General features: G+C 59.9%; 29 protein-coding genes. 28 read left to right on the top strand and 1 reads right to left on the bottom strand.

All coding sequences use genetic code 11. The annotated features are described in order from the left end of the window. Window positions 1-380: 380 nt before the first annotated feature. The 3 genes from rluC to sppA are packed head-to-tail and all read left to right on the top strand — an operon-like array spanning window position 381 to window position 3,003. Complete coding sequence (gene rluC, locus AB9L16_RS18565) at window positions 381-1,340, top strand: 23S rRNA pseudouridine(955/2504/2580) synthase RluC (RefSeq protein WP_375122522.1); 960 nt, start codon at window positions 381-383, stop codon at window positions 1,338-1,340. After that, a complete protein-coding gene (locus AB9L16_RS18560) occupies window positions 1,327-1,989 on the top strand; it encodes an HAD-IA family hydrolase (protein WP_150742579.1) in 663 nt (220 codons plus the stop codon). The genes rluC and AB9L16_RS18560 overlap by 14 nt, the downstream gene beginning before the upstream one ends. Window positions 1,990-2,013: 24 nt before the next feature. After that, complete coding sequence (sppA, locus tag AB9L16_RS18555) at window positions 2,014-3,003, top strand: signal peptide peptidase SppA (RefSeq protein ID WP_252878700.1); 990 nt, start codon at window positions 2,014-2,016, stop codon at window positions 3,001-3,003. Between the two features lie 86 nt (window positions 3,004-3,089). Here sppA and AB9L16_RS18550 read toward each other — a convergent pair whose 3' ends face one another. Continuing rightward, window positions 3,090-3,668 carry a nucleoside triphosphate pyrophosphatase gene (locus tag AB9L16_RS18550; RefSeq protein WP_150742578.1) on the bottom strand — a complete coding sequence of 193 codons (579 nt, stop codon included), beginning with the start codon at window positions 3,666-3,668 and terminating at the stop codon, window positions 3,090-3,092. Window positions 3,669-3,773: 105 nt separating this feature from the next. On the opposite strand from AB9L16_RS18550, the gene AB9L16_RS18545 reads away from it, so the two are divergent. The 25 genes from AB9L16_RS18545 to AB9L16_RS18425 all read left to right on the top strand — a co-directional run bounded on the left by AB9L16_RS18545 (window position 3,774) and on the right by AB9L16_RS18425 (window position 26,490). After that, window positions 3,774-4,301 (top strand): YceD family protein, encoded by a 528-nt coding sequence (locus tag AB9L16_RS18545; protein WP_003204262.1) that lies wholly within the window; start codon window positions 3,774-3,776, stop codon window positions 4,299-4,301. Window positions 4,302-4,314: 13 nt separating this feature from the next. After that, on the top strand, window positions 4,315-4,497 hold the full coding sequence (gene rpmF / locus AB9L16_RS18540) for a 50S ribosomal protein L32 (RefSeq protein WP_003179396.1): 183 nt from the start codon (window positions 4,315-4,317) through the stop codon (window positions 4,495-4,497). A gap of 4 nt (window positions 4,498-4,501) precedes the next feature. Then, window positions 4,502-5,512, top strand: coding sequence for a phosphate acyltransferase PlsX (gene plsX / locus AB9L16_RS18535; RefSeq protein ID WP_082530305.1), 1,011 nt, complete (start codon window positions 4,502-4,504; stop codon window positions 5,510-5,512). Window positions 5,513-5,635: 123 nt separating this feature from the next. Next, window positions 5,636-6,574 carry an ACP S-malonyltransferase gene (gene fabD / locus AB9L16_RS18530; RefSeq protein WP_056788244.1) on the top strand — a complete coding sequence of 313 codons (939 nt, stop codon included), beginning with the start codon at window positions 5,636-5,638 and terminating at the stop codon, window positions 6,572-6,574. A gap of 16 nt (window positions 6,575-6,590) precedes the next feature. After that, window positions 6,591-7,334, top strand: a complete 744-nt coding sequence (gene fabG / locus AB9L16_RS18525; protein WP_016770989.1) for a 3-oxoacyl-ACP reductase FabG — start codon at window positions 6,591-6,593, stop codon at window positions 7,332-7,334. 196 nt (window positions 7,335-7,530) lie between these two features. Further along, window positions 7,531-7,767, top strand: coding sequence for an acyl carrier protein (gene acpP / locus AB9L16_RS18520; protein ID WP_003175607.1), 237 nt, complete (start codon window positions 7,531-7,533; stop codon window positions 7,765-7,767). 108 nt (window positions 7,768-7,875) lie between these two features. Further along, window positions 7,876-9,120, top strand: coding sequence for a beta-ketoacyl-ACP synthase II (gene fabF / locus AB9L16_RS18515; protein ID WP_038860467.1), 1,245 nt, complete (start codon window positions 7,876-7,878; stop codon window positions 9,118-9,120). Beyond that, window positions 9,120-9,935 (top strand): aminodeoxychorismate lyase, encoded by an 816-nt coding sequence (gene pabC / locus AB9L16_RS18510; protein WP_252878698.1) that lies wholly within the window; start codon window positions 9,120-9,122, stop codon window positions 9,933-9,935. Before fabF ends, pabC begins: the two co-directional genes overlap by 1 nt. Window positions 9,936-9,938: 3 nt before the next feature. Further along, the gene (gene mltG / locus AB9L16_RS18505) at window positions 9,939-11,108 is read left to right on the top strand and encodes an endolytic transglycosylase MltG (RefSeq protein WP_315436004.1); all 1,170 of its coding nucleotides are present in this window, start codon (window positions 9,939-9,941) and stop codon (window positions 11,106-11,108) included. A gap of 19 nt (window positions 11,109-11,127) precedes the next feature. Continuing rightward, entirely contained in the window at window positions 11,128-11,760 is a 633-nt protein-coding gene (gene tmk / locus AB9L16_RS18500) for a dTMP kinase (RefSeq protein ID WP_016770985.1), read from the top strand. Further along, the gene (locus tag AB9L16_RS18495; RefSeq protein ID WP_076563804.1) at window positions 11,753-12,736 is read left to right on the top strand and encodes a DNA polymerase III subunit delta'; all 984 of its coding nucleotides are present in this window, start codon (window positions 11,753-11,755) and stop codon (window positions 12,734-12,736) included. The genes tmk and AB9L16_RS18495 overlap by 8 nt, the downstream gene beginning before the upstream one ends. A gap of 42 nt (window positions 12,737-12,778) precedes the next feature. Next, window positions 12,779-13,135, top strand: coding sequence for a PilZ domain-containing protein (locus AB9L16_RS18490; RefSeq protein ID WP_016770983.1), 357 nt, complete (start codon window positions 12,779-12,781; stop codon window positions 13,133-13,135). A gap of 15 nt (window positions 13,136-13,150) precedes the next feature. Next, window positions 13,151-13,942, top strand: coding sequence for a TatD family hydrolase (locus AB9L16_RS18485; protein WP_252868085.1), 792 nt, complete (start codon window positions 13,151-13,153; stop codon window positions 13,940-13,942). Between the two features lie 351 nt (window positions 13,943-14,293). After that, complete coding sequence (locus AB9L16_RS18480) at window positions 14,294-14,932, top strand: TetR/AcrR family transcriptional regulator (protein ID WP_016770981.1); 639 nt, start codon at window positions 14,294-14,296, stop codon at window positions 14,930-14,932. A gap of 137 nt (window positions 14,933-15,069) precedes the next feature. Continuing rightward, a complete protein-coding gene (locus tag AB9L16_RS18475; RefSeq protein WP_375122520.1) occupies window positions 15,070-16,038 on the top strand; it encodes a GTP 3',8-cyclase MoaA in 969 nt (322 codons plus the stop codon). A 166-nt stretch (window positions 16,039-16,204) separates the two neighbouring features. Further along, window positions 16,205-16,810 carry a DUF4823 domain-containing protein gene (locus tag AB9L16_RS18470; protein WP_016770979.1) on the top strand — a complete coding sequence of 202 codons (606 nt, stop codon included), beginning with the start codon at window positions 16,205-16,207 and terminating at the stop codon, window positions 16,808-16,810. 14 nt (window positions 16,811-16,824) lie between these two features. Further along, entirely contained in the window at window positions 16,825-17,385 is a 561-nt protein-coding gene (locus tag AB9L16_RS18465; RefSeq protein ID WP_375122519.1) for a DUF1285 domain-containing protein, read from the top strand. 192 nt (window positions 17,386-17,577) lie between these two features. Further along, window positions 17,578-18,294 (top strand): FadR/GntR family transcriptional regulator, encoded by a 717-nt coding sequence (locus AB9L16_RS18460; protein ID WP_041479437.1) that lies wholly within the window; start codon window positions 17,578-17,580, stop codon window positions 18,292-18,294. Between the two features lie 134 nt (window positions 18,295-18,428). Further along, window positions 18,429-19,304 carry an SMP-30/gluconolactonase/LRE family protein gene (locus tag AB9L16_RS18455; RefSeq protein ID WP_056788268.1) on the top strand — a complete coding sequence of 292 codons (876 nt, stop codon included), beginning with the start codon at window positions 18,429-18,431 and terminating at the stop codon, window positions 19,302-19,304. A 270-nt stretch (window positions 19,305-19,574) separates the two neighbouring features. Continuing rightward, entirely contained in the window at window positions 19,575-20,393 is an 819-nt protein-coding gene (locus AB9L16_RS18450) for an SDR family oxidoreductase (RefSeq protein WP_056788270.1), read from the top strand. A gap of 137 nt (window positions 20,394-20,530) precedes the next feature. Then, window positions 20,531-21,535, top strand: a complete 1,005-nt coding sequence (locus AB9L16_RS18445; protein WP_016770973.1) for a substrate-binding domain-containing protein — start codon at window positions 20,531-20,533, stop codon at window positions 21,533-21,535. 53 nt (window positions 21,536-21,588) lie between these two features. Continuing rightward, window positions 21,589-23,136: an L-arabinose ABC transporter ATP-binding protein AraG gene (gene araG, locus AB9L16_RS18440; RefSeq protein WP_236168407.1), complete on the top strand. Its 1,548-nt coding sequence runs from the start codon at window positions 21,589-21,591 to the stop codon at window positions 23,134-23,136. Window positions 23,137-23,148: 12 nt separating this feature from the next. Beyond that, a complete protein-coding gene (gene araH / locus AB9L16_RS18435; RefSeq protein ID WP_101156425.1) occupies window positions 23,149-24,117 on the top strand; it encodes an L-arabinose ABC transporter permease AraH in 969 nt (322 codons plus the stop codon). A 664-nt stretch (window positions 24,118-24,781) separates the two neighbouring features. Next, the gene (locus AB9L16_RS18430) at window positions 24,782-25,495 is read left to right on the top strand and encodes a GntR family transcriptional regulator (RefSeq protein WP_016770970.1); all 714 of its coding nucleotides are present in this window, start codon (window positions 24,782-24,784) and stop codon (window positions 25,493-25,495) included. Further along, entirely contained in the window at window positions 25,492-26,490 is a 999-nt protein-coding gene (locus tag AB9L16_RS18425) for an ADP-ribosylglycohydrolase family protein (protein WP_252886636.1), read from the top strand. Before AB9L16_RS18430 ends, AB9L16_RS18425 begins: the two co-directional genes overlap by 4 nt. The last annotated feature ends 115 nt before the right edge of the window (window positions 26,491-26,605 follow it).

The following is a 26,605-nucleotide window of genomic DNA, read 5'->3' as shown; positions in this document are numbered from 1 at the left end:
GGTTGGCATTTACCGTGAGCTCCGAAAGGGGAGGTCACGCATCATGGCTAATTCAGGCGATGTTTCCGAAGCAATCGCTCGGGGTCATTCGCAGTCGACTGCACTTTGTGAACTGGCCTCGAATGTCGCCTGCCTGGCGAGTCAGAACTCTGCCCGGCGGTGTAATTCAGGCCTCATGTCACCTGCGCTCGTTACAACCGCAAACTCCACCGTTACGTAGCGAAAGCCCCGTAGGACGGCCTCGCGCCCTGGTGAATTGCGTTGGTCAGGGCCGGTCTTTGACCGTGGTTCCGCTGTCCAGGCCGCTTTTGGCGGCGTTCGCGACTATAGCAGCAATGATTAAGTGCTTCAATTCCATAAAAATTGTTATCATCCGCGGCATGACAACTACTGCCCCTTCGACTCCAGGCGTTCAACTGCTTGAAGTCTCGCCGGAGTATGCCGGCCAACGAATCGACAACTTTCTCCTCGCCCGGCTCAAAGGCGTGCCCAAGACCTTGATTTACCGCATTTTGCGCAAAGGCGAAGTGCGCGTGAACAAAGGTCGGATCAAGCCCGAATACAAGCTGCAGGCCGGCGACATCGTGCGCGTGCCGCCGGTTCGCGTGCCTGAGCGCGACGAACCGGTGCCGCTGGCCCAGGGGCTGTTGCAGCGCCTGGAGGCCTCGATCGTCTTCGAAGACAAAGCCCTGATCGTGATCAACAAGCCCGCCGGCATTGCGGTGCATGGCGGCAGCGGGTTGAATTTCGGCGTGATCGAAGCCTTTCGTCAGTTGCGTCCCGACGCCAAGGAACTGGAGCTGGTTCACCGTCTCGACCGTGACACCTCCGGCCTGCTGATGATCGCCAAGAAACGCAGCATGTTGCGCCACCTGCACGAGCAGTTGCGCGGCGACGGCGTCGACAAGCGCTACATGGCGCTGGTCCGTGGCAACTGGGCAACCTCGATCAAGCAGGTTCGTGCACCGTTGCTCAAGAGCAATCTGCGCTCCGGCGAGCGCATGGTCGAAGTTAACGATGAAGGCAAAGTAGCCCTGACGCTGTTCAAGGTGCTGCGCCGCTTCGGCGATTTTGCCACCATGGTCGAGGCGAAACCGGTTACCGGTCGTACCCACCAGATTCGCGTGCACACCTTGCATGCTGGCCATTGCATTGCCGGTGACAGTAAGTATGGCGACGAGGATTTCACCAAGGAAATCCGCGATCTGGGTGGTAAGCGCCTGTTCCTGCACGCCTACATGCTGACCGTGCCGCTGCCCGACGGCGGCAAGCTGAATCTGCAAGCGCCCGTCGATGAAATGTGGGCCAAGACCGTGGAGCGATTGAGTGCGCCCATCTGATTACAAGCTGCTGATTTTCGACTGGGACGGCACCCTCGCCGATTCCATCCATCGGATCGTCGAGGCCATGCACTCCGCGTCCGGGCGTTCCGGTTTCGAGCTGCGCGATGACTTCGCTGTCAAAGGCATAATCGGTCTCGGCTTACCGGAGGCGATTCGCACGCTGTACCCGGAAATCAGCGACGCAGAAATGCTCGCGTTTCGTGAGTATTACGCCGATCACTACATCGCTGCCGAAGCCGTGCCGTCGCCGCTGTTCGAAGGCGTGGTCGAGTCGATGGAGTCGTTTCGCGAGCAGGGTTATCACCTGGCGGTAGCGACGGGCAAGAACCGTCGCGGGCTGGATCGGGTGCTCAAGGCCAATGGCTGGGAAGATTATTTCGATATCACCCGCGCCGCCGATGAAACTGCCAGCAAGCCACACCCTCTGATGCTTGAGCAGATCGTCAGGCACTGCGGCGTACGTCCGGAGCAGGCGTTGATGGTCGGCGATTCGTCGTTCGATCTGCTGATGGCACGCAACGCGGGGATGGATTCGGTGGCGGTCAGTTACGGCGCGCAATCGATCGAGTCCCTGCAACAGTTCGAGCCGCGCCTGTCGATCGACCGTTTTTCTGAATTGCACGCCTGGCTGGGTCAGCAGGCTTAATACGTTTTTGCTGGGGTAGATGGCATGACCGACGAATGGAAAGCACCGGCCAAGGCAAGTGCCGACGACGGTGACGCGAAAAGCTGGAAGCTGTTGGAAAAGACTTTGCTGGCCGGCGTGCAGGAACAACGCCGTTCGCGGCGCTGGGGGATTTTCTTCAAGCTGCTGACGTTTGTTTATCTGTTTGTTGCGCTGCTGCTGTTCACGCCGCTGATGGACATGGAAAAAAGCGCCACCCGCGGCCCGAACTATACGGCGTTGATCGAGATCGACGGCGTAATCGCCGACAAGGAGCCGGCCAGCGCCGACAATATCGTTGGCAGCCTGCGTGCGGCGTTCGAAGACAAGAAGGTCAAGGGCGTGGTCCTGCGCATCAATAGCCCGGGTGGCAGTCCGGTGCAGTCTGGCTATGTCTATGACGAGATCAAGCGTCTGCGTGGGTTGCATCCGGAGATCAAGCTCTACGCAGTGATTTCCGATCTTGGTGCTTCGGGCGCCTATTACATCGCCAGCGCGGCGGATCAGATCTATGCCGACAAGGCCAGTCTGGTCGGCTCGATCGGCGTGACGGCGGCGGGTTACGGTTTCGTTGGCACCATGGAAAAACTCGGGGTTGAGCGCCGCACCTATACCTCGGGCGAGCACAAGGCATTCCTGGATCCGTTCCAGCCGCAAAAGCCTGAAGAAACCGCATTCTGGCAAAGCGTGCTGGACACCACGCACAAGCAGTTCATCAACAGCGTCAAGCAGGGCCGTGGCGATCGTCTGAAGGACAAAGAGCATCCGGAGCTGTTTTCCGGGCTGGTCTGGTCGGGTGAGCAGGCGCTGCCGCTAGGCCTGATCGATGGCTTGGGCAATGCCAGTTCGGTGGCGCGTGATGTGATTGGCGAGAAGGAGCTGGTGGACTTCACCGTGCAGGAATCGCCGTTCGATCGCTTCTCGAAAAAGCTCGGCGCCAGCGTGGCCGAGCAGTTGGCGATGTGGATGGGGTTTCACGGGCCTTCGTTGCGGTAAATCGTTTCAAGGTCAGAAGATCGCAGGTCAACGGCAGCTCTTGCACAATCGGTGTAGGAGCTGCCGAAGGCTGCGATCTTTTGCTTTCAAGGGATTTGCACACCCTCGACCAACAACATATCGATCAGGCGAATCAGCGGCAGGCCGATCAGGCTGGTGGCATCCGGGCCTTCGGTCGATTGAAACAGGCTTACGCCCAGTCCTTCGGCCTTGAAGCTGCCGGCGCAGTCGTACGGCTGCTCGATGCGCAGATAGCGCTCGATGCGCGCCTGATCCAGCTGGCGCATGTGCACGGTAAACGGCACGCAGTCGACCTGGTATTGCCCGGTCTGGCTGTTGAGCAGCGCCAGACCGGTCAGGAAGGTCACGCTCGCGCCGCTCGCCGCCATCAATTGCTCGCGGGCCTTCTCGAAGGTGTGCGGCTTGCCGATGATCTGTTCGCCGAGGACGGCAACCTGATCCGAGCCAATGATCAGATGAGCAGGGTGGCTGTCCGCCAAGGCCCGGGCCTTTTCTTCGGCGAGACGTTTGACCAGATCGATTGCGGACTCGCCCGGGCGGTGGCTTTCGTCGATGTCCGGCGAGCTGCAGACGAACGGCAGGTGCAGGCGGGCGAGCAATTCGCGGCGATAAGTCGAGCTTGAAGCGAGTAATAAAGGCAGCATGGACGTCTCCTGAGGCAGGTGCGGATTCTAGCGGAGGCGCGCAAGTGACGGACAGGGCACAATTTCCTTTGACATGGGTGGGTGCATCCCTATAATGCTGCGCCTATGTTGAATGACCCGATTCCACCTCACGTTGACCCGCGCAAATTGGCTGACCGTGGCACCACCCTTCAAGGTGAACTGCTGCTGGCCGATTTGAAGAGACTCTGCGACCCGCTTTCCGACGATGTCGGTACGGTGCAGGCCAAATTCGTTTTTGAACGAGATGAACGTAAGTCTGTGGTCATCCACAGCTTTATCGACACCGAAGTCAAAATGGTTTGCCAGCGTTGTCTTGAGCTGGTCACCCTGCCGATCCACAGCGAATGCAGTTACGCGGTGGTGAAGGAGGGTGCGAATACCCAGTCGTTGCCGAAAGGTTATGACGTGCTGGAACTGGGCGAAGATCCATTGGATCTGCAGTCACTGATCGAGGAGGAGCTTCTGCTCGCCTTGCCCATTGTGCCTGCTCATCATCCGGAAGAATGCCAGCAGCCGGCGGGAGCAGATGAGCCCGAACCGAGCGAGGACGAGGTAACGCGGTCCAACCCGTTCAGTGTATTGGCGCAGTTAAAGCGTGACCCAAACGTTTAGGAGTTAATCAATTATGGCTGTTCAGCAGAACAAAAAATCCCGCTCTGCCCGTGACATGCGCCGTTCGCACGACGCTCTCGAGGCTAGCACCCTGTCTGTAGAAAAAACCACTGGTGAAGTTCACCTGCGTCACCACGTATCGCCAGAAGGCGTTTACCGTGGCCGTAAAGTGATCGACAAGGGCGCTGACGAGTAATCACTTGTCTGCTCAAGTCATCGCGATTGACGCAATGGGCGGGGACTTCGGTCCCCGCAGCATTGTTCAGGCCAGTCTCGCTTGCCTGTCTGCTACACCCTCGCTGCACCTGACCCTCGTCGGTCAACCCTCCCTTCTTGAAGAACTGATCCACGGCCAGTCGGCTGCCGATCGCGCGCGCCTGACGATTGTCGCGGCGAGCGAAGTCATCACCATGGACGAAAAACCCGCCCAAGCCCTGCGTGGCAAGCCGGATTCGTCGATGCGTGTAGCCCTTGAACTGCTGCGCGATGGCAAGGTGCAGGCCTGTGTCAGCGCCGGCAATACCGGTGCGTTGATGGCCTTGTCACGATTCGTGCTGAAGACATTGCCCGGCATTGATCGTCCGGCCATGGTCGCGGCGATTCCGACGCAGACCGGTTATTGCCAGCTGCTCGATCTGGGTGCCAACGTCGATTGCAGTGCCGAGCACCTGTTGCAGTTTGCGGTGATGGGCTCGGTCGCTGCACAGACCCTGGGTATCGCCCGTCCGCGTGTGGCACTGCTGAATATCGGCACCGAAGACATCAAGGGTAATCAGCAGGTCAAACTGGCCGCCACGCTGTTGCAGGCTGCGCGCGGGATCAACTACATCGGTTTTATCGAAGGCGACGGCTTGTATCGCGGTGAGGCCGATGTGGTGGTGTGTGACGGCTTCGTCGGCAACATCCTGCTCAAGTCCAGCGAAGGTCTGGCGACGATGATTGCTGCGCGGATCGAGGCTTTGTTCAAGAAAAACTTCGCTTCGCGCGCTGTCGGCGTTCTCGCGCTGCCGTTGATGAAGCGTCTGCAGGCCGACCTGGCCCCGGCGCGACATAATGGCGCAAGCTTTCTCGGCTTGCAGGGCATCGTCGTGAAAAGCCACGGATCGGCGGGGGTTCAGGGCTTTCAGAGTGCGATTCAACGGGCGCTGATCGAGATTCAAGAGAACTTGCCCGAGCGTCTCCACGGTCGTCTGGAGGAACTGTTGTCTTAGGCGTTTTCGTCGGACAATGCTTAAATGTGACCGCCCGGTTCAAAGGGCCATCCAAACTGTCAGTTTCTGGCGTCCCCAACGGGGCGTTATTTTCCGACGACAAGATCATTAGGGGCTTGTTACATGTCTGCTTCCCTCGCATTCGTCTTTCCAGGACAGGGTTCGCAGTCCCTCGGCATGCTGGCCGAGCTGGGCGCGCAACATCCGCTGATCCTCGAAACCTTTCAAGAAGCCTCTGCTGCGCTGGGCTACGACCTGTGGGCACTGACCCAGCAGGGCCCGGAAGAGCTGCTCAATCAAACCGACAAAACCCAACCAGCCATTCTGACCGCTTCGATCGCCCTGTGGCGTCTGTGGCTGGCCGAAGGCGGCGCGCGTCCGGCGTTCGTCGCCGGCCATAGCCTGGGTGAATACAGCGCGCTGGTTGCTGCCGGCAGCCTGACCCTGGCTGACGCGGTCAAGCTCGTCGAGCGCCGTGGCCAGTTGATGCAGGAAGCGGTGCCGGCCGGGCAGGGCGGCATGGCTGCGATCCTCGGCCTGGAAGATGCCGACGTGCTGGCTGCCTGCGCCGAAGCGGCGCAAGGCGAAGTCGTCAGCGCAGTGAATTTCAACTCGCCGGGCCAAGTGGTGATCGCCGGTGCCAAGGCGGCCGTCGAGCGCGCCATCGAGGGTTGCAAGGCCCGTGGTGCCAAGCGCGCCATGCCATTGCCGGTGAGCGTGCCGTCGCACTGCGAGCTGATGCGTCCGGCTGCCGAGCGTTTCGCCGAATCCATCGCCGCCATCGACTGGCAGGCGCCGCAGATCCCGGTGGTGCAGAACGTCAGCGCACAAGTGCCAGCCGATCTGGAAACCCTCAAGCGCGATCTGCTCGAACAGCTCTACAAGCCAGTGCGCTGGGTTGAATCGGTGCAGACTTTGGCCGCCAAGGGCGCGACCAATCTGGTTGAATGCGGCCCGGGCAAAGTCCTCGCTGGCCTGAACAAACGTTGCGCCGAAGGCGTTTCGACTTCCAATCTCAATACCCCAGACGCCTTCGCTGCCGCTCGCGCAGCGCAGGCCTGAATCAGGAGAAACTTGCATGAGTCTGCAAGGTAAAGTTGCACTGGTTACCGGTGCAAGCCGCGGCATCGGCCAGGCCATCGCGCTGGAACTGGGTCGTCAGGGCGCCATCGTTGTCGGCACCGCGACCTCCGCGTCGGGCGCCGAGCGCATTGCCGCGACCCTGAAGGAAAACGGTATCCAGGGCGCCGGTTTCGAACTCAATGTCACCAGCGACGAATCGGTCAGCGCCGTGCTGGCAGGCATTCAGGAGCAGTTCGGTGCGCCGGTGGCGATTCTGGTCAATAATGCCGGTATCACCCGCGATAACCTGATGATGCGCATGAAAGACGACGAGTGGTACGACGTGATCGATACCAACTTGAACAGTCTGTATCGCCTGTCCAAGGGCGTTTTGCGTGGCATGACCAAGGCGCGCTGGGGTCGAATTATCAGTATTGGCTCGGTAGTGGGTGCCATGGGCAACGCCGGCCAAGTAAACTATGCAGCCGCCAAGGCCGGTCTGGAAGGTTTCAGCCGGGCGATGGCGCGTGAAGTCGGTTCGCGTTCGATTACGGTCAACTCGGTAACCCCAGGGTTCATCGACACCGATATGACCCGCGAGCTGCCTGAAGCACAGCGTGAAGCCTTGCAGACGCAGATTCCGCTGGGTCGTCTGGGGCAAGCTCAAGAGATCGCGTCCGTGGTCGCTTTTCTTGCATCCGACGGTGCGGCATATGTTACCGGGGCTACAATCCCGGTGAACGGTGGGATGTACATGTAAGTAAAATGTGACGGATTGCTTCAAAAAAATGTCATACGAGCTGTCTAAAATCCGTTATAAAGCTGCAATCTATTTATAGGCAGAGGGCCGCAGGGTTTGAGGAGTGAAGCTTTCAGTTGAAAAACTGAAAAGGCTTTCTATACACTTACCCACTGGCCAGCTGCCTGAATTTGTCCATTAGGAGTGAAAACAAGGTATGAGCACCATCGAAGAGCGCGTCAAGAAAATCGTTGCCGAGCAACTGGGTGTTAAAGAAGAAGAAGTGGTCAACACCGCTTCCTTCGTAGAAGACCTGGGTGCCGACTCCCTTGACACCGTTGAGCTGGTGATGGCTCTGGAAGAGGAATTCGAGACCGAAATCCCTGACGAAGAAGCTGAAAAGATCACTACTGTACAAGCTGCAATCGACTACGTTACCAGCCACCAGGCGTAATAGTTTGTAATCGTTGCTTGCTGTCATGGAAAAACCGCACTGCCATCATGGCGTGCGGTTTTTTCTTTAGGCCTGATGCAAAGTCGTCATTTGAAAAAGGAGAGTGCTGTGTCGCGTAGACGCGTCGTAGTCACCGGTATGGGTATGTTGTCGCCACTGGGCACGGATGTGCCGAGCAGTTGGCAGGGCATTCTGGCTGGCCGCAGTGGCATTGGTCTGATCGAACACACCGACCTTTCTGCCTATTCGACCCGCTTCGGTGGTTCGGTCAAAGGCTTCAATGTCGAGGAATACCTGTCGGTCAAGGAAGCGCGCAAGCTCGACCTGTTCATTCAGTACGGCCTCGCCGCAGGCTTTCAAGCCGTGCGCAACGCCGGTCTGGAAGTCACCGATGCCAACCGTGAACGCATTGGCGTGGCCATGGGTTCGGGGATTGGCGGTCTGACCAACATCGAAGAGACCAGCCGCACCCTGCACGAGACCGGTCCGCGACGGATCTCGCCGTTCTTTGTGCCTGGCTCGATCATCAATATGATTTCCGGCTTCCTGTCGATCCATCTGGGCGCACAGGGACCCAACTACGCCATCGCCACCGCGTGCACCACCGGTACGCACTGCATTGGCATGGCCGCGCGCAACATCATGTACGACGAAGCCGACGTGATGATTGCCGGCGGCGCGGAAATGGCTGCCTGCGGTCTGGGCATGGGCGGCTTCGGAGCGTCCCGTGCGCTGTCGACCCGCAACGACGAGCCGACCCGTGCCAGCCGTCCATGGGACAAGGGCCGTGACGGCTTTGTCCTGTCCGACGGCGCCGGTGCGCTGGTCCTTGAAGAGCTGGAGCACGCCAAGGCCCGTGGCGCGACGATCTACGCCGAGCTGATCGGTTTCGGCACCAGTGGCGATGCGTTCCACATGACCTCGCCACCCGCCGATGGCGCCGGTGCCGCGCGCTGCATCACCAATGCCCTGCGTGACGCGAAGATCAATGTCGATCAAGTGCAGTACATCAACGCCCACGGCACCTCGACCCCCGCCGGCGACCTTGCCGAAGCCAATGCGATCAAGTCGGTGTTCGGCGATCACGCCTACAAGCTGGCCGTCAGCTCGACCAAGTCGATGACCGGCCACCTGTTGGGTGCGGCGGGCGCGGTCGAAGCGATTTTCAGCGTGCTGGCGATCAACAGCCAGGTGGCACCGCCGACCATCAACCTTGATGAACCGGACGAAGGCTGCGATCTCGATTTCGTTGCGCACACCGCGCGTAACATGGACATCGATGTCGTGCTGTCCAACTCCTTCGGTTTTGGCGGCACCAACGGCACTCTGGCGTTTCGCCGGTTCGCCGGCTGATGGACAGCTGGGTCGACGGTCAACCGGCTGACGTGGTGTCGCTGAAAGATCGCGGCCTGGCTTACGGCGATGGTCTGTTCGAGACCATTGCCGTGCGCAGTGGTCAGCCCGTCCTGCTGGATCGGCACCTGACGCGTCTGGCTGATGGCTGCGCGCGTCTGGCCATCGCGACCGATCTCGAGCTGGTTCGCCATGAGCTGCTCAGCTATGCCGCTGCGATGGGCGAGGGCGTGCTCAAGCTTATCCTCACTCGGGGTGACGGCTTGCGTGGTTATGCGCCCGATCCTGCGGCGCAGGGCCGACGCATCCTGCAAGGCAATCCGCCGGCAGCGTATCCCGCTGCCCATGCCGAGCACGGCATCCGCCTGTTTCCCTGCAACACGCGTTTATCTACGCAGCCGTTGTTGGCCGGGCTCAAACATCTGAATCGACTGGAACAGGTGCTCGCCCGCGCCGAATGGCAGGACAGCGAGCATGCCGAAGGCTTGATGCTCGATCAGGCCGGGCGCGTCGTCGAAGGTGTGTACAGCAATATTTTCCTGGTGCGCGACGGTGGTCTGATTACGCCCGACTTGAAGCGCTGCGGCGTCGCTGGGGTGATGCGCGCGGAAATATTGTTTCAGGCCGAGTCGCTGGCCATCCCCACGCAAATCGCCGATATCAGCCTCGAACAGCTGCAATGGGCTGATGAAGTGTTTGTCTGCAACAGCGTTTATGGCGTCTGGCCGGTACGCGCCTGTGCTGCACTGAGCTGGCCGGTTGGCCCGCTCACCCGTAAACTGCAAACCATTGCCCGCGCGCTACTGGATGCTTGATTCGTGAGACGTAAACTTTTGCTGCTGCTGGAAACCGGACTGGTTCTGGCAGGGCTGCTGTTGGGCGCCAGCGCCTGGAAAATTCATTCGGCGCTGGAACAGCCCCTGAACATTCCGCAGGAACAACTGCTGGATGTGCCGAAAGGCTCTACACCGACCCGTACCTTCCTTGAACTCGAAACCGATGGCGTCATCAAGGACGCGTTCTGGCTGCGCGTCTATTGGCGCTTCAATCTTGCCGGCACACCGATTCACAGCGGCGAGTACCGTATGCAGCCGGGCATGACCGTCAACGGTCTGATCGATTCGTGGAAGCGCGGCGACGTGGTTCAGTACAGCCTGACCCTGGTCGAAGGCTGGACTTTCCATCAAGTGCGCGCCGCCCTGGCCAAGGACGACAAGCTCGAGCAGACCCTCAATGGCCTGAGCGACAGCGACGTGATGGCGAAGATCGGCCACAAAGGCTTGTTCCCGGAAGGTCGGTTTTTCCCGGACACCTATCGCTTCGTGCGCGGCATGTCCGATGCCGAGCTGCTGAAAAAGGCCTTTGATCGTCTCGATGAAGTGCTCGCCAAAGAGTGGGCGCAGCGTTCTGCCGATGTGCCTTACAGCGAACCTTATCAAGCGCTGATCATGGCCTCGCTGGTCGAGAAAGAGACTGGCGTTCCGCAGGAGCGCGGGCAGATTGCCGGCGTCTTTGTACGGCGCATGGCGTTGGGCATGCAGTTGCAGACCGATCCGACGGTGATCTATGGCCTCGGCGATCGCTACACCGGCAAACTGACCCGCGCACATTTGAAAGAGCCGACGCCTTACAACACCTACGTGATTCCAGGCTTGCCGCCGACGCCGATTGCGATGGTCGGGCGCGAGGCGATTCATGCTGCGCTCAACCCGGTTGAGGGCAGCAGCCTGTATTTCGTCGCCCGTGGCGATGGCAGCCATGTGTTCTCCGATGATCTGGATGCGCACAACAACGCGGTGCGCGAATACCAGCTCAAGCGCCGTGCCGATTACCGTTCCAGCCCGGCACCAGTAACCGCGCCGGCCACCGATGAGGCCATTCCGGCGGCCTCGCCGAACACCGCGCCCGAGGCGCTGCCGCAAGTGCCGCCGCAAGAACCTGCGCCAGCCCCGGAACCGGACGCCGCTGCACCGCAGAACGCGCAATGACTTTGATGAAGGACTGCCTGTGACTGGCTTGTTTATTACCCTGGAAGGCCCGGAAGGCGCGGGCAAGAGCACCAATCGCGAATACCTCGCCGAGCGCCTGCGCGCCGCCGGTATCGAAGTGCTGCTCACCCGTGAGCCTGGCGGTACACCGCTGGCCGAACGGATTCGTGATGTCCTGCTGACCCCGGCCGACGAAGTGATGCACCCGGACGCCGAGCTGTTGCTGGTGTTCGCCGCGCGGGCCCAGCATCTGGCAGAGGTGATTCGCCCGGCGCTGGCGCGTGGCGCCGTGGTGCTGTGCGATCGTTTCACCGATTCAACATACGCCTATCAGGGCGGCGGTCGTGGTTTGTCGCTGGAACGCATCGCCACCCTGGAGACTTTCGTGCAGGGCGACTTGCGGCCCGATCTGACCTTGATTTTCGACCTGCCCGTTGAAATCGGCCTGGCCCGCGCCAGTGCCCGTGGTCGGCTGGACCGGTTCGAACTCGAAGGCCGGGCGTTTTTCGAGAACGTGCGCAATGCGTTCCTGAAACGCGCCGAAGCCGACCCGTCGCGCTACGTGCGCATCGATGCCGGTCAGCCATTGGCCAAGGTGCAGCAATCGCTGGACACCTTGCTACCGAATTTGCTGGAGCTGGCCCGTGGCTGAGGCCTATCCATGGCAGGACAGCCTCTGGCAGCAACTGGCCGGCCGCAGTCAGCATGCTCACGCGTACCTGCTGCACGGTCCGGCCGGTATCGGCAAGCGTGCGCTGGCCGAGCGCTTGATGGCCAGCCTGCTGTGTCAGCGCCCTACGCCTGAGGCGTGCGGCGAGTGCAAATCCTGCTTGCTGCTCAAGGCCGGCAGTCATCCGGACAATTACATCCTGGAGCCGGAAGAGGCGGACAAGGCGATCAAGGTCGATCAGGTTCGTGATCTGGTCAGTTTCGTCGTGCAGACCGCGCAGCTCGGGGGGCGCAAAGTGGTGTTGATCGAGCCGGTCGAGTCGATGAACATCAACGCTGCCAACGCCTTGCTCAAAAGCCTTGAAGAGCCGTCCGGCGATACCGTGCTGCTATTGGTCAGCCACCAGCCGAGCCGTTTGTTGCCAACCATCAAGAGCCGTTGCGTGCAGCAGGCCTGCCCGCTGCCGGGCGAGGCGATGAGCCTGCAATGGCTGGCCCAGGCGCTGCCGGATTGCGCGGAGGAAGAGCGCGTCGAACTGCTGACCCTCGCCGCCGGGTCGCCGCTGATGGCGGTCAGCCTGCAATCGCAAGGTGTGCGTGAACAGCGCGCGCAAGTGGTCGAAGGCGTGAAGAAGTTGCTCAAGGGCCAGCAATCGCCGACGCAACTGGCGGAAGAGTGGAAAAGCATTCCGATGCTGCGTCTGTTCGACTGGTTCTGCGACTGGTCGAGCCTGATCCTGCGCTATCAACTGACTCAGGACGAAGCCGGTCTTGGCCTGGCCGATATGCGCAAGGTTGTGCAGTACCTGGCGCAGAAAAGCCCGCAGGGTAAAGTGCTGGATATTCAGGATTGGATTCTCGCCCAACGGCAGAAAGTGTTGAGCAAGGCCAACCTCAATCCGGCCCTGTTGCTGGAAGCATTGTTGGTGCAATGGGTGGGATTGCCTGGTCAAAGATAAGAATGTGTACCTAGACTCTGAAGATCAGCAGTGGAGGTGAACATGATTGAACCTGTCAGCCCGGGGCCGCGTAACGGCATCTTGTCCCTGACCATCAAGGACAAGTCGGTGCTCTACGCCGCCTACATGCCGTTCATCAAGAATGGCGGACTGTTCATCCCGACCAACAAAAGCTACCGGTTGGGCGACGAGGTGTTCATGCTGTTGCACCTGATGGATGAAGCGGAAAAAATTCCGGTCGCCGGCAAAGTCGCCTGGATCACCCCCAAAGGCGCACAAGGCAATCGCGCCGCCGGTGTCGGCGTGCAGTTCAACGACGGCGACGACACCGCGCGCAGTCGCATCGAAACTCATCTGGCCGGAGCACTGAAATCCGACCGTCCCACTCATACGATGTAAGTTGCAGTCCTTTTTATGCTCGTAGATTCCCATTGTCACCTTGACCGTCTCGACCTCGCCGCCCATGACGGCTCGCTGGATGCCGCACTCGCTGCGGCCCGCGAGCGTGGGGTTGGACATTTTCTGTGCATCGGCGTCAGCGCTGACAACGCCGCCGACGTCAAAGCCCTCGCCGAGCGTTATGACGACGTCGATTGCTCGGTCGGCGTGCATCCGCTGGATGTGCAGCCGGGCGCCGCACCGGCGCTGGACTGGCTGCTGCACGAACTCGATCACCCGAAAGTGGTGGCGATCGGCGAAACCGGTCTCGACTATCACTACGAGCCGGAAGCTGCCGAGTTGCAGCAGGAGTCGTTTCGCCTGCATCTGCAAGCGGCGCAGCAGACCGGCAAGCCGGTGATCATCCACACTCGCGGCGCCCGTGCCGACACCCTCGAACTGCTGCGCGAAGCGGCGCTGCCCCAGGCCGGTGTGTTGCATTGCTTCACCGAGGACTGGGACATGGCCAAAGCGGCGCTGGACATGGGTTATTACATTTCCCTGTCGGGCATCGTCACGTTCCGCAATGCCGACGCTCTGCGCGATGTGGCGAGCAAAGTGCCGGCCGATCGCCTGCTGGTGGAAACCGATTCGCCGTATCTGGCGCCGATTCCGTATCGCGGCAAGCCGAACCTGCCGCAGTACGTGCGCGAAGTGGCGGAGTTTCTGGCGATGCTGCGTGGTGAGAACTACGAGCGCTTTGCCGAGCAGACCACGGAAAACTTCAAGCGCTTGTTCCCGCTGGCGAGTGTTAAATCTGCCGTATGACGGCAGGCCAAATCGCAGGCAAAAAAAACCCGGGTTCTGGGGGGTGAATCCGGGTTAAGACCATTAGGAGTAAAACAAAGGCACGCGGTCCGTTGGTACCTTTACCGGCACGACACTTGGGGGAGATGTCGCCCGACAGTTCAAGTATTGATCAGTCTGGCGTGCAGTCCAGTGAGCGGGTCGGGGTTTTTAAACAAATTTGGAATACGTTTGCTTCAGTTGAGTTCTCATTGCGCCCGATTCGTTCTCGAAATGAACAAGAAACACAGATTCGGTCGATGAACCGTGCTTTTTTGCGCAAGTTAGGCATAATACGCGGCTTCGAATTTTGACCCTTCAGACCTTTTTCTTATGCATAAAGAACCTCGTAAGGTCCGTGAATTTCGTCGCCGCGAGCAGGAAATTCTCGATACCGCGCTCAAGCTGTTCCTCGACCAGGGTGAAGACAGTGTCACCGTCGAGATGATTGCTGATGCCGTGGGTATCGGCAAAGGCACGATCTACAAGCACTTCAAATCCAAGGCCGAGATCTACTTGCGCCTGATGCTCGATTACGAGCGCGATTTGAACGAGCTGCTGCATTCGGCCGATGTCGACAAGGACAAGGAAGCGCTGTCCCGCGCCTACTTCGAATTCCGCATGCGCGACCCGCAGCGCTATCGCCTGTTCGACCGCCTCGAAGAGAAAGTGGTCAAGGGCAATCAGGTGCCGGAGATGGTCGAGGAACTGCACAAGATCCGTGCCTCGAACTTCGAACGCCTGACCCTGCTGATCAAGGGTCGCATCAGCGAAGGCAAGCTCGAAGACGTGCCGCCGTACTTCCACTACTGCGCATCCTGGGCGTTGGTGCACGGCGCGGTGGCGTTGTATCACTCGCCATTCTGGAGCAACGTGCTGGAAGATCAGGAAGGCTTCTTCCAGTTCCTGATGGACATCGGCGTGCGCATGGGCAACAAGCGCAAGCGCGACCCGGAAACCCCGAGCACATAAGTCATTCAGCGGGCTGATTGCGCCGTGTTTTCACAACATGGCGCAATAGCACAGGAATATACTCAGGCATAGGGCTTGCTAAAACCTGATTTCTCAGTCAAGTTTTGCTCGCTCGATTTCTTTCGCCGGAGTGTTTCATGATCGTTGACCGTCAAGGCAGGCGTTTTCGCAATCTGCGCATCAGCCTGACCTCTGCCTGCAATTACGCCTGTACCTACTGCGTGCCCAACGGCAAGCGGTTGGTCGCTGCGCAGGATGAACTGTCGGCCGAAGCCATGGCGCGCGGCGTCGAATACCTGATCGAAGCGGCCGGCATCGAGCGCCTGCGCATCACTGGCGGCGAGCCACTGGTCAGCCCCAAACTCGAATCGTTCATGACTGCCGTCGGCCAGATGGGCCTCGACGACATCAGCCTGACCACCAATGGTCAACTCCTCGCGAAAAAACTGCCGCTGCTGGTCGATGCCGGTCTGCGTCGAATCAACGTTTCCCTCGATACTCTTGATGCCGCTGCGTTTCGCAGCATCGCTCGTGGCGGCGATCTGGCCAGCGTGCTCGATGGCATGGATCAGGCTGCCGCCGCCGGGATGAAGATCAAGGTCAACATGGTGCCGTTGCGCGGGCAGAACCTCGATCAGGTCATGCCGCTGCTCGACTACTGTCTGGAGCTCGGCTTCGAACTGCGTTTCATCGAGCTGATGCGCATGGGCCATCTGGCCAAGGATTCCAATGCCTTCCTGCAGCAGTTCGTCAGCCTTGAGCAGTTGCTCGGCCTGATCGGCGAACGTTATGAATACGCCCAGACCGACGCACCGGTGGACGCCACGGCTGTGCGCTATGCGATTCCCGGTCGCGGCACTTTCGGGGTGATCGCCAACGAAAGTGTGCCGTTCTGCCGCACTTGTTCGCGCTTGCGCCTGTCATCGACCGGTTGGCTGCATGGCTGTTTATCGTCGAGCAACCGCCACTATGTCGGCGATCTGCTCGACAAGCCGCGCCACCAGGCGTTGCCGGCGCTGCAACGTTTGCTGGTCAAGGCGTTGGGTGACAAACAGGAGGTGGCGTTCTCTGGCGGCGCTACTGTCATGAAGATTATTGGCGGTTGAACAACGGCTTTCGCGAGCAGGCTCGCTCCCACATTTGGAATGCATTTCAATTGTGGGAGCGAGCCTGCTCGCGAATGCCTCTCTCACTGAATTTGTCGAGCTGGCGCAAAAGCTGCATTCAACGGCCATTCGCCGGTTTTCCGACACCGGCTTCTGGAGGAATAGGATGCGTAGCCTGGTTTTGCTGCTGGCCGTTTTGGCGCTTGGCGGCTGCATGAATGTCAGCGATATGGCCGAAGGCACTCGCTATCACATGAGCGATGCGGGGCTTCTGGACCACAGTGACAGCCGCCGGGTGAACAATCTCCGCATTCAGCCGGACTCGTTCATCTTCATCGCCCAGGGCGCGTTCGCGCCACCGGGTGGTTCCTATCCACGGCCAAACGTGGTCGCCGAAGAAGCCTTCAAGGGCTTTGTCGAATACTTCCCGATGGTCCGCCGCGCCCGTGCGCCGGAAGGCCTCGACCAAGCCATGGGCGAAGCCCGTGATGCCGGGGCGCATTACCTGCTCTACACACGTTTCGCCAAGGCTGATGACCGCATCGGCAACTCCGACGAGTGGCTGGACCAGGAAGCCGTGGATCGCCTCGGTATCGATGGCGGCGTGATTCAGATCATGTTGATCGAGACCAGCACCCAGTATTTGATTGATACTGCACGGATCAAGAGTCGTGGCGGTTTACTGACGTTCCATGATTCCAAACCCGAAGACCTCATCGGTCCGCCGCTGGCGCAATACGCACGCAGCCTGCTGGGGATCGGCGACCAGTAATCAAGGAGTACGCCATGAGTGACCCGCAAACAGCCAATGACCTGCTGGGGCAGATCCCCAAGACCAAAGGCCTGCCACCGGTGCATTTGTGGAACCCGGATTTCTGCGGCGACATCGACATGCGCATTGCCCGTGACGGCACCTGGTACTACCTGGGTACGCCGATCGGGCGCAAGCCGATGGTCAAACTGTTCTCCACCATCATCCGCCGCGACGGCGATGATTATTTCCTGATCACCCCGGTCGAGAAGGTCGGGATCAAGGTCGATGACGCGCCGTTCGTGGCGGTTGCCGTTGACGTGCAAGGCGAGGGCGAGGCGCAGGTTTTGCGCTTTACCACCAATGTCGAGGAAACCACCGAAGCGGGGACTGAGCATCCGCTGCGTGTCGAGATCGATCCTGAGACCCAGGAGCCTGCGCCCTATGTGCATGTGCGCAGCAACCTTGAAGCGCTGATTCACCGCAATGTGTTTTACCAGTTGGTGGAACTGGCGGTGAGCCGCGAGATCGATGGTCAGCGCTGGTTGGGCGTGTGGAGCGGCGGCGAGTTCTTTCGCTTCGGCCTGGAACCCTGACACAACATCAAAATGTGGGAGCGAGCCTGCTCGCGAATGCGCTGTATAAGTCGCCAGCAATGTTGACTGACACGACGCTTTCGCGAGCAGGCTCGCTCCCACAATGGTTTGCGCAAGCTGAAAAAATCCGATTGACTGTTATTCGTATGATGATTAGCGTAGGTACCCATCGCGATTCGCCTTGAGGTGTACATGTCCAGCAGCTTTCATGCGTCGACCGTTGACTGGCTGGGCAGTTGGATTGCTGCCGGTCAGGTCAAGCCGGGGCAGACCATCAAGGTCGAGGCGGATCTGGGCGAGCAGCTTGGTGTCAGCCGTACGGTGATTCGCGAAGCAATCAAAACCCTCGTCGCCAAAGGCATGCTCGAAGTCGGTCCGAAAGTCGGCACGCGGGTGTTGCCGGTACGGCGCTGGAATCTGTTCGATCCGCAGGTGGTGGGTTGGCTATCGCGCAATGGGTTGCCGGAAAACTTCGTAGATGACCTGCTGGATTTGCGCCGCACCATTGAGCCGATGGCGGTGCGCTGGGCCTGTGAGCGGGCGACACCGGAGCAGATCGAAGCGGTACAACTGGCTTTCAATGCGCTGGAACGTGCAGTCGACAGCGGCGTTGATTACAACCGTGCCGACCAGGCCTTCCACGAATGCATTCTGGCCGCCAGCCATAATCAGTTCATCGAACAAATGGTCCCGGCCCTCGGTGCGTTGCTGGCGGTGTCGTTCGAAGTCTCCGCCGCCGACCCCGATGAACTGCGCCGCACCTTGCCGATCCATAAAGACATGGCCGATGCCATCGCCGCGCGCGATTCGACCCGTGGCGTGTGGGCGTGCATGACCTTGATCGACAATGCCGATCTGGCGATAAAACGCTTTTACCCGAAAGTCATGGCGGACCGCAAAGCCAGCTAAGACCGAAAATTCCCTGTGGGAGCGAGCCTGCTCGCGAATGCGTCAGGTCAGATGCATCATCATTGACTGACACGCCGCTTTCGCGAGCAGGCTCGCTCCCACATTGGAAACAACAAGAACATGAAGGATTCCAGATGACCTGCACCGCCCTGACCCAACACCGCGCGCAACTCGGCGAAGGCCCGTTCTGGGATGCGCCGACCCAGGCGTTGTACTGGGTCGATATCGCCGGTAAACAAGCGTTGCGCCTGATCGGCCAGAACGTGCAGATCTGGCAGATGCCCGAGCACATCTCCGCCTTCATTCCCTGCGCCAGCGGCGATGCGCTGGTGACATTGACCAGTGGTGTCTACCGCCTCGATCTCGATTCGCCTGGCCTCGAGCCACGTTTGACGCTGTTCTGTGTCGCCGACCCGCAACCGGGCAACCGGCCCAACGAAGCCCGTTGCGATGCCTTGGGCCGGTTGTGGTTGGGCACCATGCAGAACAACATCGGCGAGCACGGTGAGGATCTGCCGCTGGTGCGCCGTTCCGGAGGCCTGTTCCGTATCGATCCCGATCAGCGCGTGACACCGCTGCTGCTCGGTCTGGGCATTCCCAATACCTTGTTGTGGAGTGACGACGGCACCACGCTGTTGTTTGGTGAAAGCCTCGACAGCACGCTCAATCGATATTTCATCCGCACTGACGGCAGTCTCGATGCTCCGCAGGTGTTTTACTCGTCTGATCAACACGGTGGTCCCGATGGCTCGGCGATGGACGCCGAAGGCTACGTGTGGAATGCACGCTGGGACGGCAGTTGCCTGCTGCGCCTGACGCCGGACGGGCAGGTGGATCGCAAAATCGATCTGCCGGTCAGTCGCCCGACCAGTTGCGTGTTCGGTGGCGAAGACTTGAAAACCTTATTCATCACCAGCGCCAAGAGTCCGCTGAACCATCCATTGGATGGCGCGGTGCTGAGCATGCGCGTCGACGTTGCAGGAAAACTCTGTACGCGTTTTGCTGGTTAAATCCCATAATATGGGATGCAAAATTATATATTGAGATTATTTGGCGGTCGGGTTTATAGTCGGCTCCAGCAGTAACACGCACTCACACTTAAAAAGAACAAAACAGGTGAAGTGATGCAGCGAATTCTTGTCGCCCGCGCAAGCGGGATCCGCCTTTCGTCACGGCTCAATGCCGTTGACGACGCATGCCTGTCTGTTTTTCCCAGCCGTCAGAACCGGACATCCACCGATGGCCGGTTTTTTTGCGCCTGCGTGCAGGAGGCCTGAGCCATGGCTGAAGCGCTGACATTGCCGCAAGTGTCGGCCCCGCCGAAAGGCGAGCGTCTGAAAAACAAGGTCGTGCTGTTGACCGGGGCCGCTCAGGGCATCGGCGAAGCGATTGTCGCCGCCTTCGCCGCGCAGCAAGCCAGATTACTCATCAGCGACATCCAGGCCGACAAGGTCGAGCAGGTCGCCGCTCACTGGCGCGATCAGGGCCATGACGTGCAGGCGCTCAAGGTCGACGTATCGAATCAGCAGGATCTGCATGCCCTGGCCCGACGCGCCGTGGAATTGCATGGCCGCATCGATGTGCTGGTCAACTGCGCCGGGGTCAATGTGTTCCGCGATCCTTTGCAGATGACCGAAGAGGACTGGCGCCGCTGCTTCGCCATCGATCTGGACGGCGCCTGGTATGGCTGCAAAGCCGTGCTGCCGCAGATGATCGAGCAGGGCGTGGGCAGCATCATCAACATCGCCTCGACCCATTCCAGCCACATCATTCCCGGCTGCTTCCCGTACCCGGTGGCCAAGCACGGCTTGCTCGGCCTGACCCGTGCACTCGGCATCGAATACGCGGCCAAAGGCATTCGCGTCAACGCCATCGCGCCGGGCTACATCGAAACGCAGCTGAACGTTGATTACTGGAATGGCTTTGCCGATCCGCACGCCGAGCGGCAGCGCGCCTTTGACCTGCACCCGCCCAAGCGCATCGGCCAGCCGATCGAAGTGGCGATGACGGCGGTGTTTCTGGCCAGCGATGAGGCACCGTTTATCAATGCTTCGTGCATCACCATCGATGGCGGCCGCTCGGTGATGTACCACGACTGAATAAAACGGATTTCCAGCGCTGAACTACGCTTGAAATCCAATCATCATACGATATGACTATTTTCAAACAGCTTCACTGAGAACACGCTTCAACGCTTTTCAAACCTTGCTCAAAAAAAATAACAAGGAGTCATCTGATGAAACGTCGTTTCGGGATTCGTACCCTGTGCAGCACTGCCCTGGCGGTCACTGCGTTCAGCCTGAGCAGTGCGCTGCTCGCCGCCGACGCGGTGAAGATCGGTTTTCTGGTAAAGCAGGCCGAAGAACCGTGGTTCCAGACCGAATGGGCTTTTGCCGAAAAAGCCGCCAAGGACAAAGGCTTTGAACTGATCAAGATCGCGGTGCCGGATGGCGAGAAGACCCTCTCGGCCATCGACAGCCTCGCCGCCAACGGCGCCAAGGGTTTTGTGATCTGCCCGCCTGACGTGTCCCTCGGCCCTGCCATCATGGCCAAAGCCAAGATCAACGACTTGAAAGTGATTGCCGTCGACGACCGTTTTGTCGACGCCAACGGCAAATTCATGGAAGACGTGCCGTACCTGGGCATGGCCGCGTTTGAAGTGGGCCAGAAGCAGGGCGCCGCGATGGCCGCCGAAGCGAAAAAGCGTAACTGGGACTGGAAAGACACCTACGCGGTGGTCAACACCTACAACGAACTCGACACCGGCAAGAAGCGCACCGACGGTTCGGTCGATGCCCTGAAGAAGGCCGGCATGCCGGAGGACCACATCCTCTTCGCCGCGCTGAAAACCCTCGACGTACCGGGCAGCATGGACGCCACCAACTCGGCGCTGGTGAAACTGCCGAGCGCGGCGAAAAACCTGATCATCGGCGGCATGAACGACAACACCGTGCTCGGCGGCGTGCGCGCCACCGAAGCGGCCGGGTTTGCCGCGAGCAACGTGATCGGCATCGGCATCAACGGCACCGACGCCATCGGCGAGTTGAAAAAGCCTAACAGCGGCTTCTTCGGTTCGATGCTGCCAAGCCCGCACATCGAAGGCTACAAGACTGCCGAGATGATGTACGAGTGGATCACCGCCGGCAAAGAGCCGCCGAAGTACACCGCCATGGATGACGTCACCCTGATCACCCGCGAAAACTTCAAGCAAGAGCTGGAAAAAATCGGCTTGTGGAACTGAGGCAGCGACGGCCCGGGCAGCCGGGCCGTCTTTCGGTGTGAAGAGGTGGCTTTATGCACGCGCAAGTACAGACACAAGAACAACACGGCGCCAGCGGCAGCCTGCGCTTCAACGGGATCGGCAAGACCTTTCCCGGCGTGAAAGCGCTCGACGGCATCAGCTTCGTCGCCCACCCCGGTCAGGTTCATGCCTTGATGGGCGAGAACGGCGCGGGCAAATCGACCCTGCTGAAAATCCTCGGTGGCGCTTACATCCCAAGCAGCGGCGAGCTGCAGATCGGCGAGCAGGCGATGGCATTCAAGTCCACCGCCGACAGCATCGGCAGCGGCGTCGCGGTGATTCACCAGGAACTGCATCTGGTCCCGGAAATGACCGTGGCCGAGAACCTGTTTCTTGGCCATCTGCCGGCTAGTTTCGGCCTGATCAATCGTGGTGAGCTGCGCCAGAAAGCCTTGAATTGCCTGAAAGGCCTGGCCGACGAAATCGATCCGCAAACCAAAGTCGGACGCTTGTCGCTGGGTCAGCGGCAACTGGTGGAAATCGCCAAGGCGCTGTCGCGCGGCGCTCACGTCATCGCTTTCGACGAACCGACCAGCAGCCTTTCGGCGCGGGAGATCGATCGCTTGATGGCGATCATCGGTCGTCTGCGCGACGAAGGCAAAGTGGTGCTCTACGTTTCCCATCGCATGGAAGAAGTCTTCCGCATTTGCGACGCCGTCACTGTGTTCAAGGACGGCCGCTACGTACGTACATTCGACGACATGAGCCAGTTGACCCACGATCAACTGGTGACCTGCATGGTCGGTCGCGACATTCAGGACATCTACGATTACCGTCATCGCCCGCGTGGCGCCGTGGCGTTGAAGGTCGATGGTTTGCTCGGCCCGGGCCTGCGTGAGCCGATCAGTTTCGAAGCGCACAAGGGCGAAATCCTTGGCCTGTTCGGGCTGGTCGGGGCAGGGCGCACCGAGCTGTTTCGCCTGCTCAGCGGCCTGGAGCGCAACACCGCTGGCCGTCTCGAACTGCGCGGCCATGAGCTGAAACTGCGCTCGCCGCGTGACGCGATCGCCGCCGGCATTTTGCTCTGCCCGGAAGATCGCAAGAAGGAAGGCATCATCCCCCTGGCCAGCGTCGCCGAGAACATCAACATCAGTGCCCGCGGTGCGCATTCCGGGCTCGGCTGCCTGATCCGCGGCCTGTGGGAAAAGGGCAATGCTGACAAGCAGATCAAGGCCCTGAAAGTGAAAACCCCGCACGCCGGCCAGCAGATCAAGTTCCTTTCCGGCGGCAACCAGCAGAAAGCCATTCTCGGCCGCTGGCTGTCGATGCCGATGAAAGTCCTGCTGCTCGACGAACCGACCCGTGGCATCGACATCGGCGCCAAGGCCGAGATCTACCAGATCATTCATAACCTCGCTGCCGACGGTATTTCGGTGATCGTGGTGTCCAGCGATCTGATGGAAGTGATGGGCATTTCCGACCGCATCCTGGTGCTGTGCGAAGGCGCTCTGCGCGGCGAAGTCAGCCGCGACCAGGCCAATGAATCCAACCTGCTGCAACTGGCTTTGCCACGCCACCGCGCTGACGGCGTGGCGAACTGAGAGGTGACTATGATGACTACGCAAAACGAAACCCTGCCGACCGAGCGCAAACCGCTGGACATGCGGCGCTTCCTCGATGACTGGGTCATGCTGCTGGCGGCGATCGGCATCTTTGTCGCCTGCACACTGCTGATCGACAACTTCCTCTCGCCGCTGAACATGCGTGGCCTGGGCCTGGCGATTTCCACCACCGGCATCGCCGCGTGCACCATGCTTTATTGCCTGGCATCCGGACACTTCGACCTCTCGGTCGGCTCAGTGATCGCCTGTGCCGGCGTGGTCGCGGCAGTGGTAATGCGTGACACCAACAGTGTATTTCTCGGGGTCAGCGCGGCGTTGGCGATGGGCCTGATCGTCGGGCTGATCAACGGCATCGTGATCGCCAAGTTGCGCGTCAATGCCTTGATTACAACGCTGGCGACCATGCAGATTGTGCGCGGCCTGGCCTATATCTTTGCCAACGGCAAGGCAGTCGGCGTTTCGCAGGAATCGTTCTTCGTCTTCGGTAACGGCCAGCTGTTCGGTGTGCCGGTGCCGATCCTGATCACCATTGTCTGCTTCCTGTTTTTCGGCTGGCTGCTGAACTACACCACCTACGGGCGCAACACCATGGCCATCGGTGGCAACCAGGAAGCGGCGTTGCTGGCGGGCGTCAACGTTGACCGGACCAAGATCATCATCTTCGCCGTGCATGGTTTGATCGGTGCGCTGGCGGGTGTGATTCTGGCCTCGCGGATGACTTCCGGGCAGCCGATGATTGGTCAGGGTTTTGAACTGACAGTGATCTCGGCTTGCGTGCTGGGCGGAGTTTCGTTGAGTGGCGGCATCGGCATGATTCGCCACGTGATTGCCGGGGTGTTGATTCTGGCGATCATCGAGAATGCGATGAACCTGAAGAACATCGATACGTTTTATCAGTATGTGATTCGTGGTTCGATTCTGTTGCTGGCCGTGGTCATTGACCGCTTGAAACAACGGTAACGTCAAAAGCTACCCCTCACCCCAGCCCTCTCCCAAAGGGAGAGGGGGCCGACCGAGGTGTCTTGCGTTCTACATCGACCTGAAATATCGGGTCGATTGTGGATTCGCTAAAGCAACATCAGTTCGGCGCATTTCCTGAGCACTCCCCAATCAGTTCCCTCTCCCAAAGGGAGTGGGGGCCGACCGAGGTGTCTTGCGTTGTACATCGACCTGAAAGATCGGGTCGATTGTGGATTCGCTAAAGCAACATCAGTTCGGCGCATTTCCTGAGCACTCCCCAATCAGTCCCTCTCCCAAAGGGAGTGGGGGCCGACCGAGGTGTCTTGCGTTCTACATCGACCTGAAAGTTCGGGTCGATTGTGGATTCTCTAAAGCAACATCAGTTCGGCGCATTTCCTGAGCACTCCCCAATCAGTTCCCTCTCCCAAAGGGAGTGGGGGCCGACCGAGGTGTCTTGCGTTCTACATCGACCTGAAATATCGGGTCGATTGTGGATTCGCTAAAGCAACATCAGTTCGGCGCATTTCCTGAGCACTCCCCAATCAGTTCCCTCTCCCTCCGGGAGAGGGCTAGGGTGAGGGGCTCTTGATTTTGCTCTCTCCACCGGTCACCTCCCTCAAATTTTTGTTGCCCGCCACGTCCCGTTTCGGTTATCAATTTGTACATGATTAGACAGGTACGATTCGACAAGAAACAACGGGTGGTCGACGAGCTCGTCCGACGCATCGAAAGCGGCCTCATGGAGGACGGCTTTCTGTTGCCCGGCGAACATCAGTTGGCTCAAGAATTCCAGGTCAGCCGTGGCACCTTGCGTGAGGCGCTGGCCGAACTGAAGCGGCGTAATTACATCGCCACGCAAAGCGGTGTCGGTTCCATCGTCACTTTCGACGGTGTCGCGCTGGATCAGCGCAGCGGCTGGGCGCAGGCGTTGGCCGACAGCGGGGCGCTGATCAATACCGAAGTGTTGCGCCTCGAAGCCGTGACTCGCCCGGATCTGCTGGTGCGTTTCGGCACCGATCAATTCATCACCCTTGACCGTCGCCGGCGCGCCACCGACGGTACGCTGGTGTCTCTCGAACGATCCTTGATGCCGGCCAACGGCGGCCTGGAAAGCCTGCCCCGCGTCGGCCTGATCGACAATTCCCTGACCATCACCCTGGCCGCCTACGGCTATATCGGCGAGCGCGGCGATCAGTGGATCGGCGCCGAGCCGCTGAATGCCGAAGACGCCGAGTTGCTCGGTCGCCCGGTCGGCACGGTGTTTCTCAAAGCCCTGCGCACCACCTACGACCGGCAGAACCGTTTCATGGAACAGGTCGAAAGCCTGCTCGACCCGGTGCACTTTCGTCTGCACCTGCAATTCGGAGAATCGAAATGACCGCGCTCAACCGTGCGCTTGGCGCTTTCTATGGTCTGGCTCTGGGTGACGCGCTGGGCATGCCGACGCAGTCGCTCGATCGTGAAACGATCAAGGCGCGCTTCGGCCAGATCACTGATTTGCAGGACGCAGGTCCCTTGCAACCGATCGCCGCGAACATGCCCAAAGGCTCGATCACCGATGACACCGAGCAGGCGATCCTGGTCGGCGAATTATTGGTCGAAGGTCACGGCCGTATCGAGCCGGCGGTCCTCGCCCAGCGCTTGATCGAATGGGAAGCCGAGATGCAGGCCAAAGGCTCGCAGGACTTGCTCGGCCCCTCGACCAAACGCGCCATTGAAATGATCCTCGCCGGGCATTCCCCGGAAGAAGCCGGGCGCTACGGCACCACCAATGGCGCGGCGATGCGCATCACCCCGGTGGGGATCGCCGCGAATGTGGCCGACCCGCAGCGCTTCACCGCGGCGGTCGTGCAGGCTTGCCAGGTGACGCATAACACCACGCTGGGGATTTCCAGTGCGGCGGCGGTGGCGGCGGTGGTTTCCGCTGGCATCAATGGCGTCGATCTGGGCGAGGCGCTGAATCTTGGCCAGCAGATTGCCCAGCAAGCCGAAGCCCACGGGCATTGGGTCGCTGGCGGGCGCATCGCCTCGCGCATCAGTTGGGCGCGCAGTATCAGCGTCGACAGTGACAAAGCACTGCTCGCCGATCTGCTCTACGACGTGATCGGTACATCGGTGGCGTCGCAGGAGTCGGTGGTGGTTTCATTCGCACTGGCGCAGCAAGTGGCCATCGGTGAAATGACGGCATTCGAAGCGTTGTGCATGGCTGCCAGCCTGGGCGGCGACACGGATACCATCGCGGCGATTCTCGGCGCCATGCTCGGCGCTTGCCTGGGTCTTGAGTGCTGGCCGGAGCCGATGATCGAAACGGTGAAAGTCGTTAATCAACTTGAGCTGGAACCGTTAGTGCAGGGGCTGTTGGCCTTGCGTTGACTGGCTGGCCTCTTCGCGAGCAGGCTCGCTCCCACAATTGGAATGCATTTGCTTGTGGGAGCAAGCCTGCTCGCGAAAGGGGCGGCGCATTTCTAAAGAATTCACACAGCAATGG

Origin of the sequence: Pseudomonas sp. LW8 (assembly GCF_041956865.1) — a bacterium.
In the GTDB taxonomy this organism is placed as follows: Bacteria; Pseudomonadota; Gammaproteobacteria; order Pseudomonadales; family Pseudomonadaceae; genus Aquipseudomonas; species Aquipseudomonas siliginis.
The sequence above is the reverse complement of the archived record's forward strand: the minus strand, read 5'-3'. Positions and strand labels throughout refer to the sequence as shown.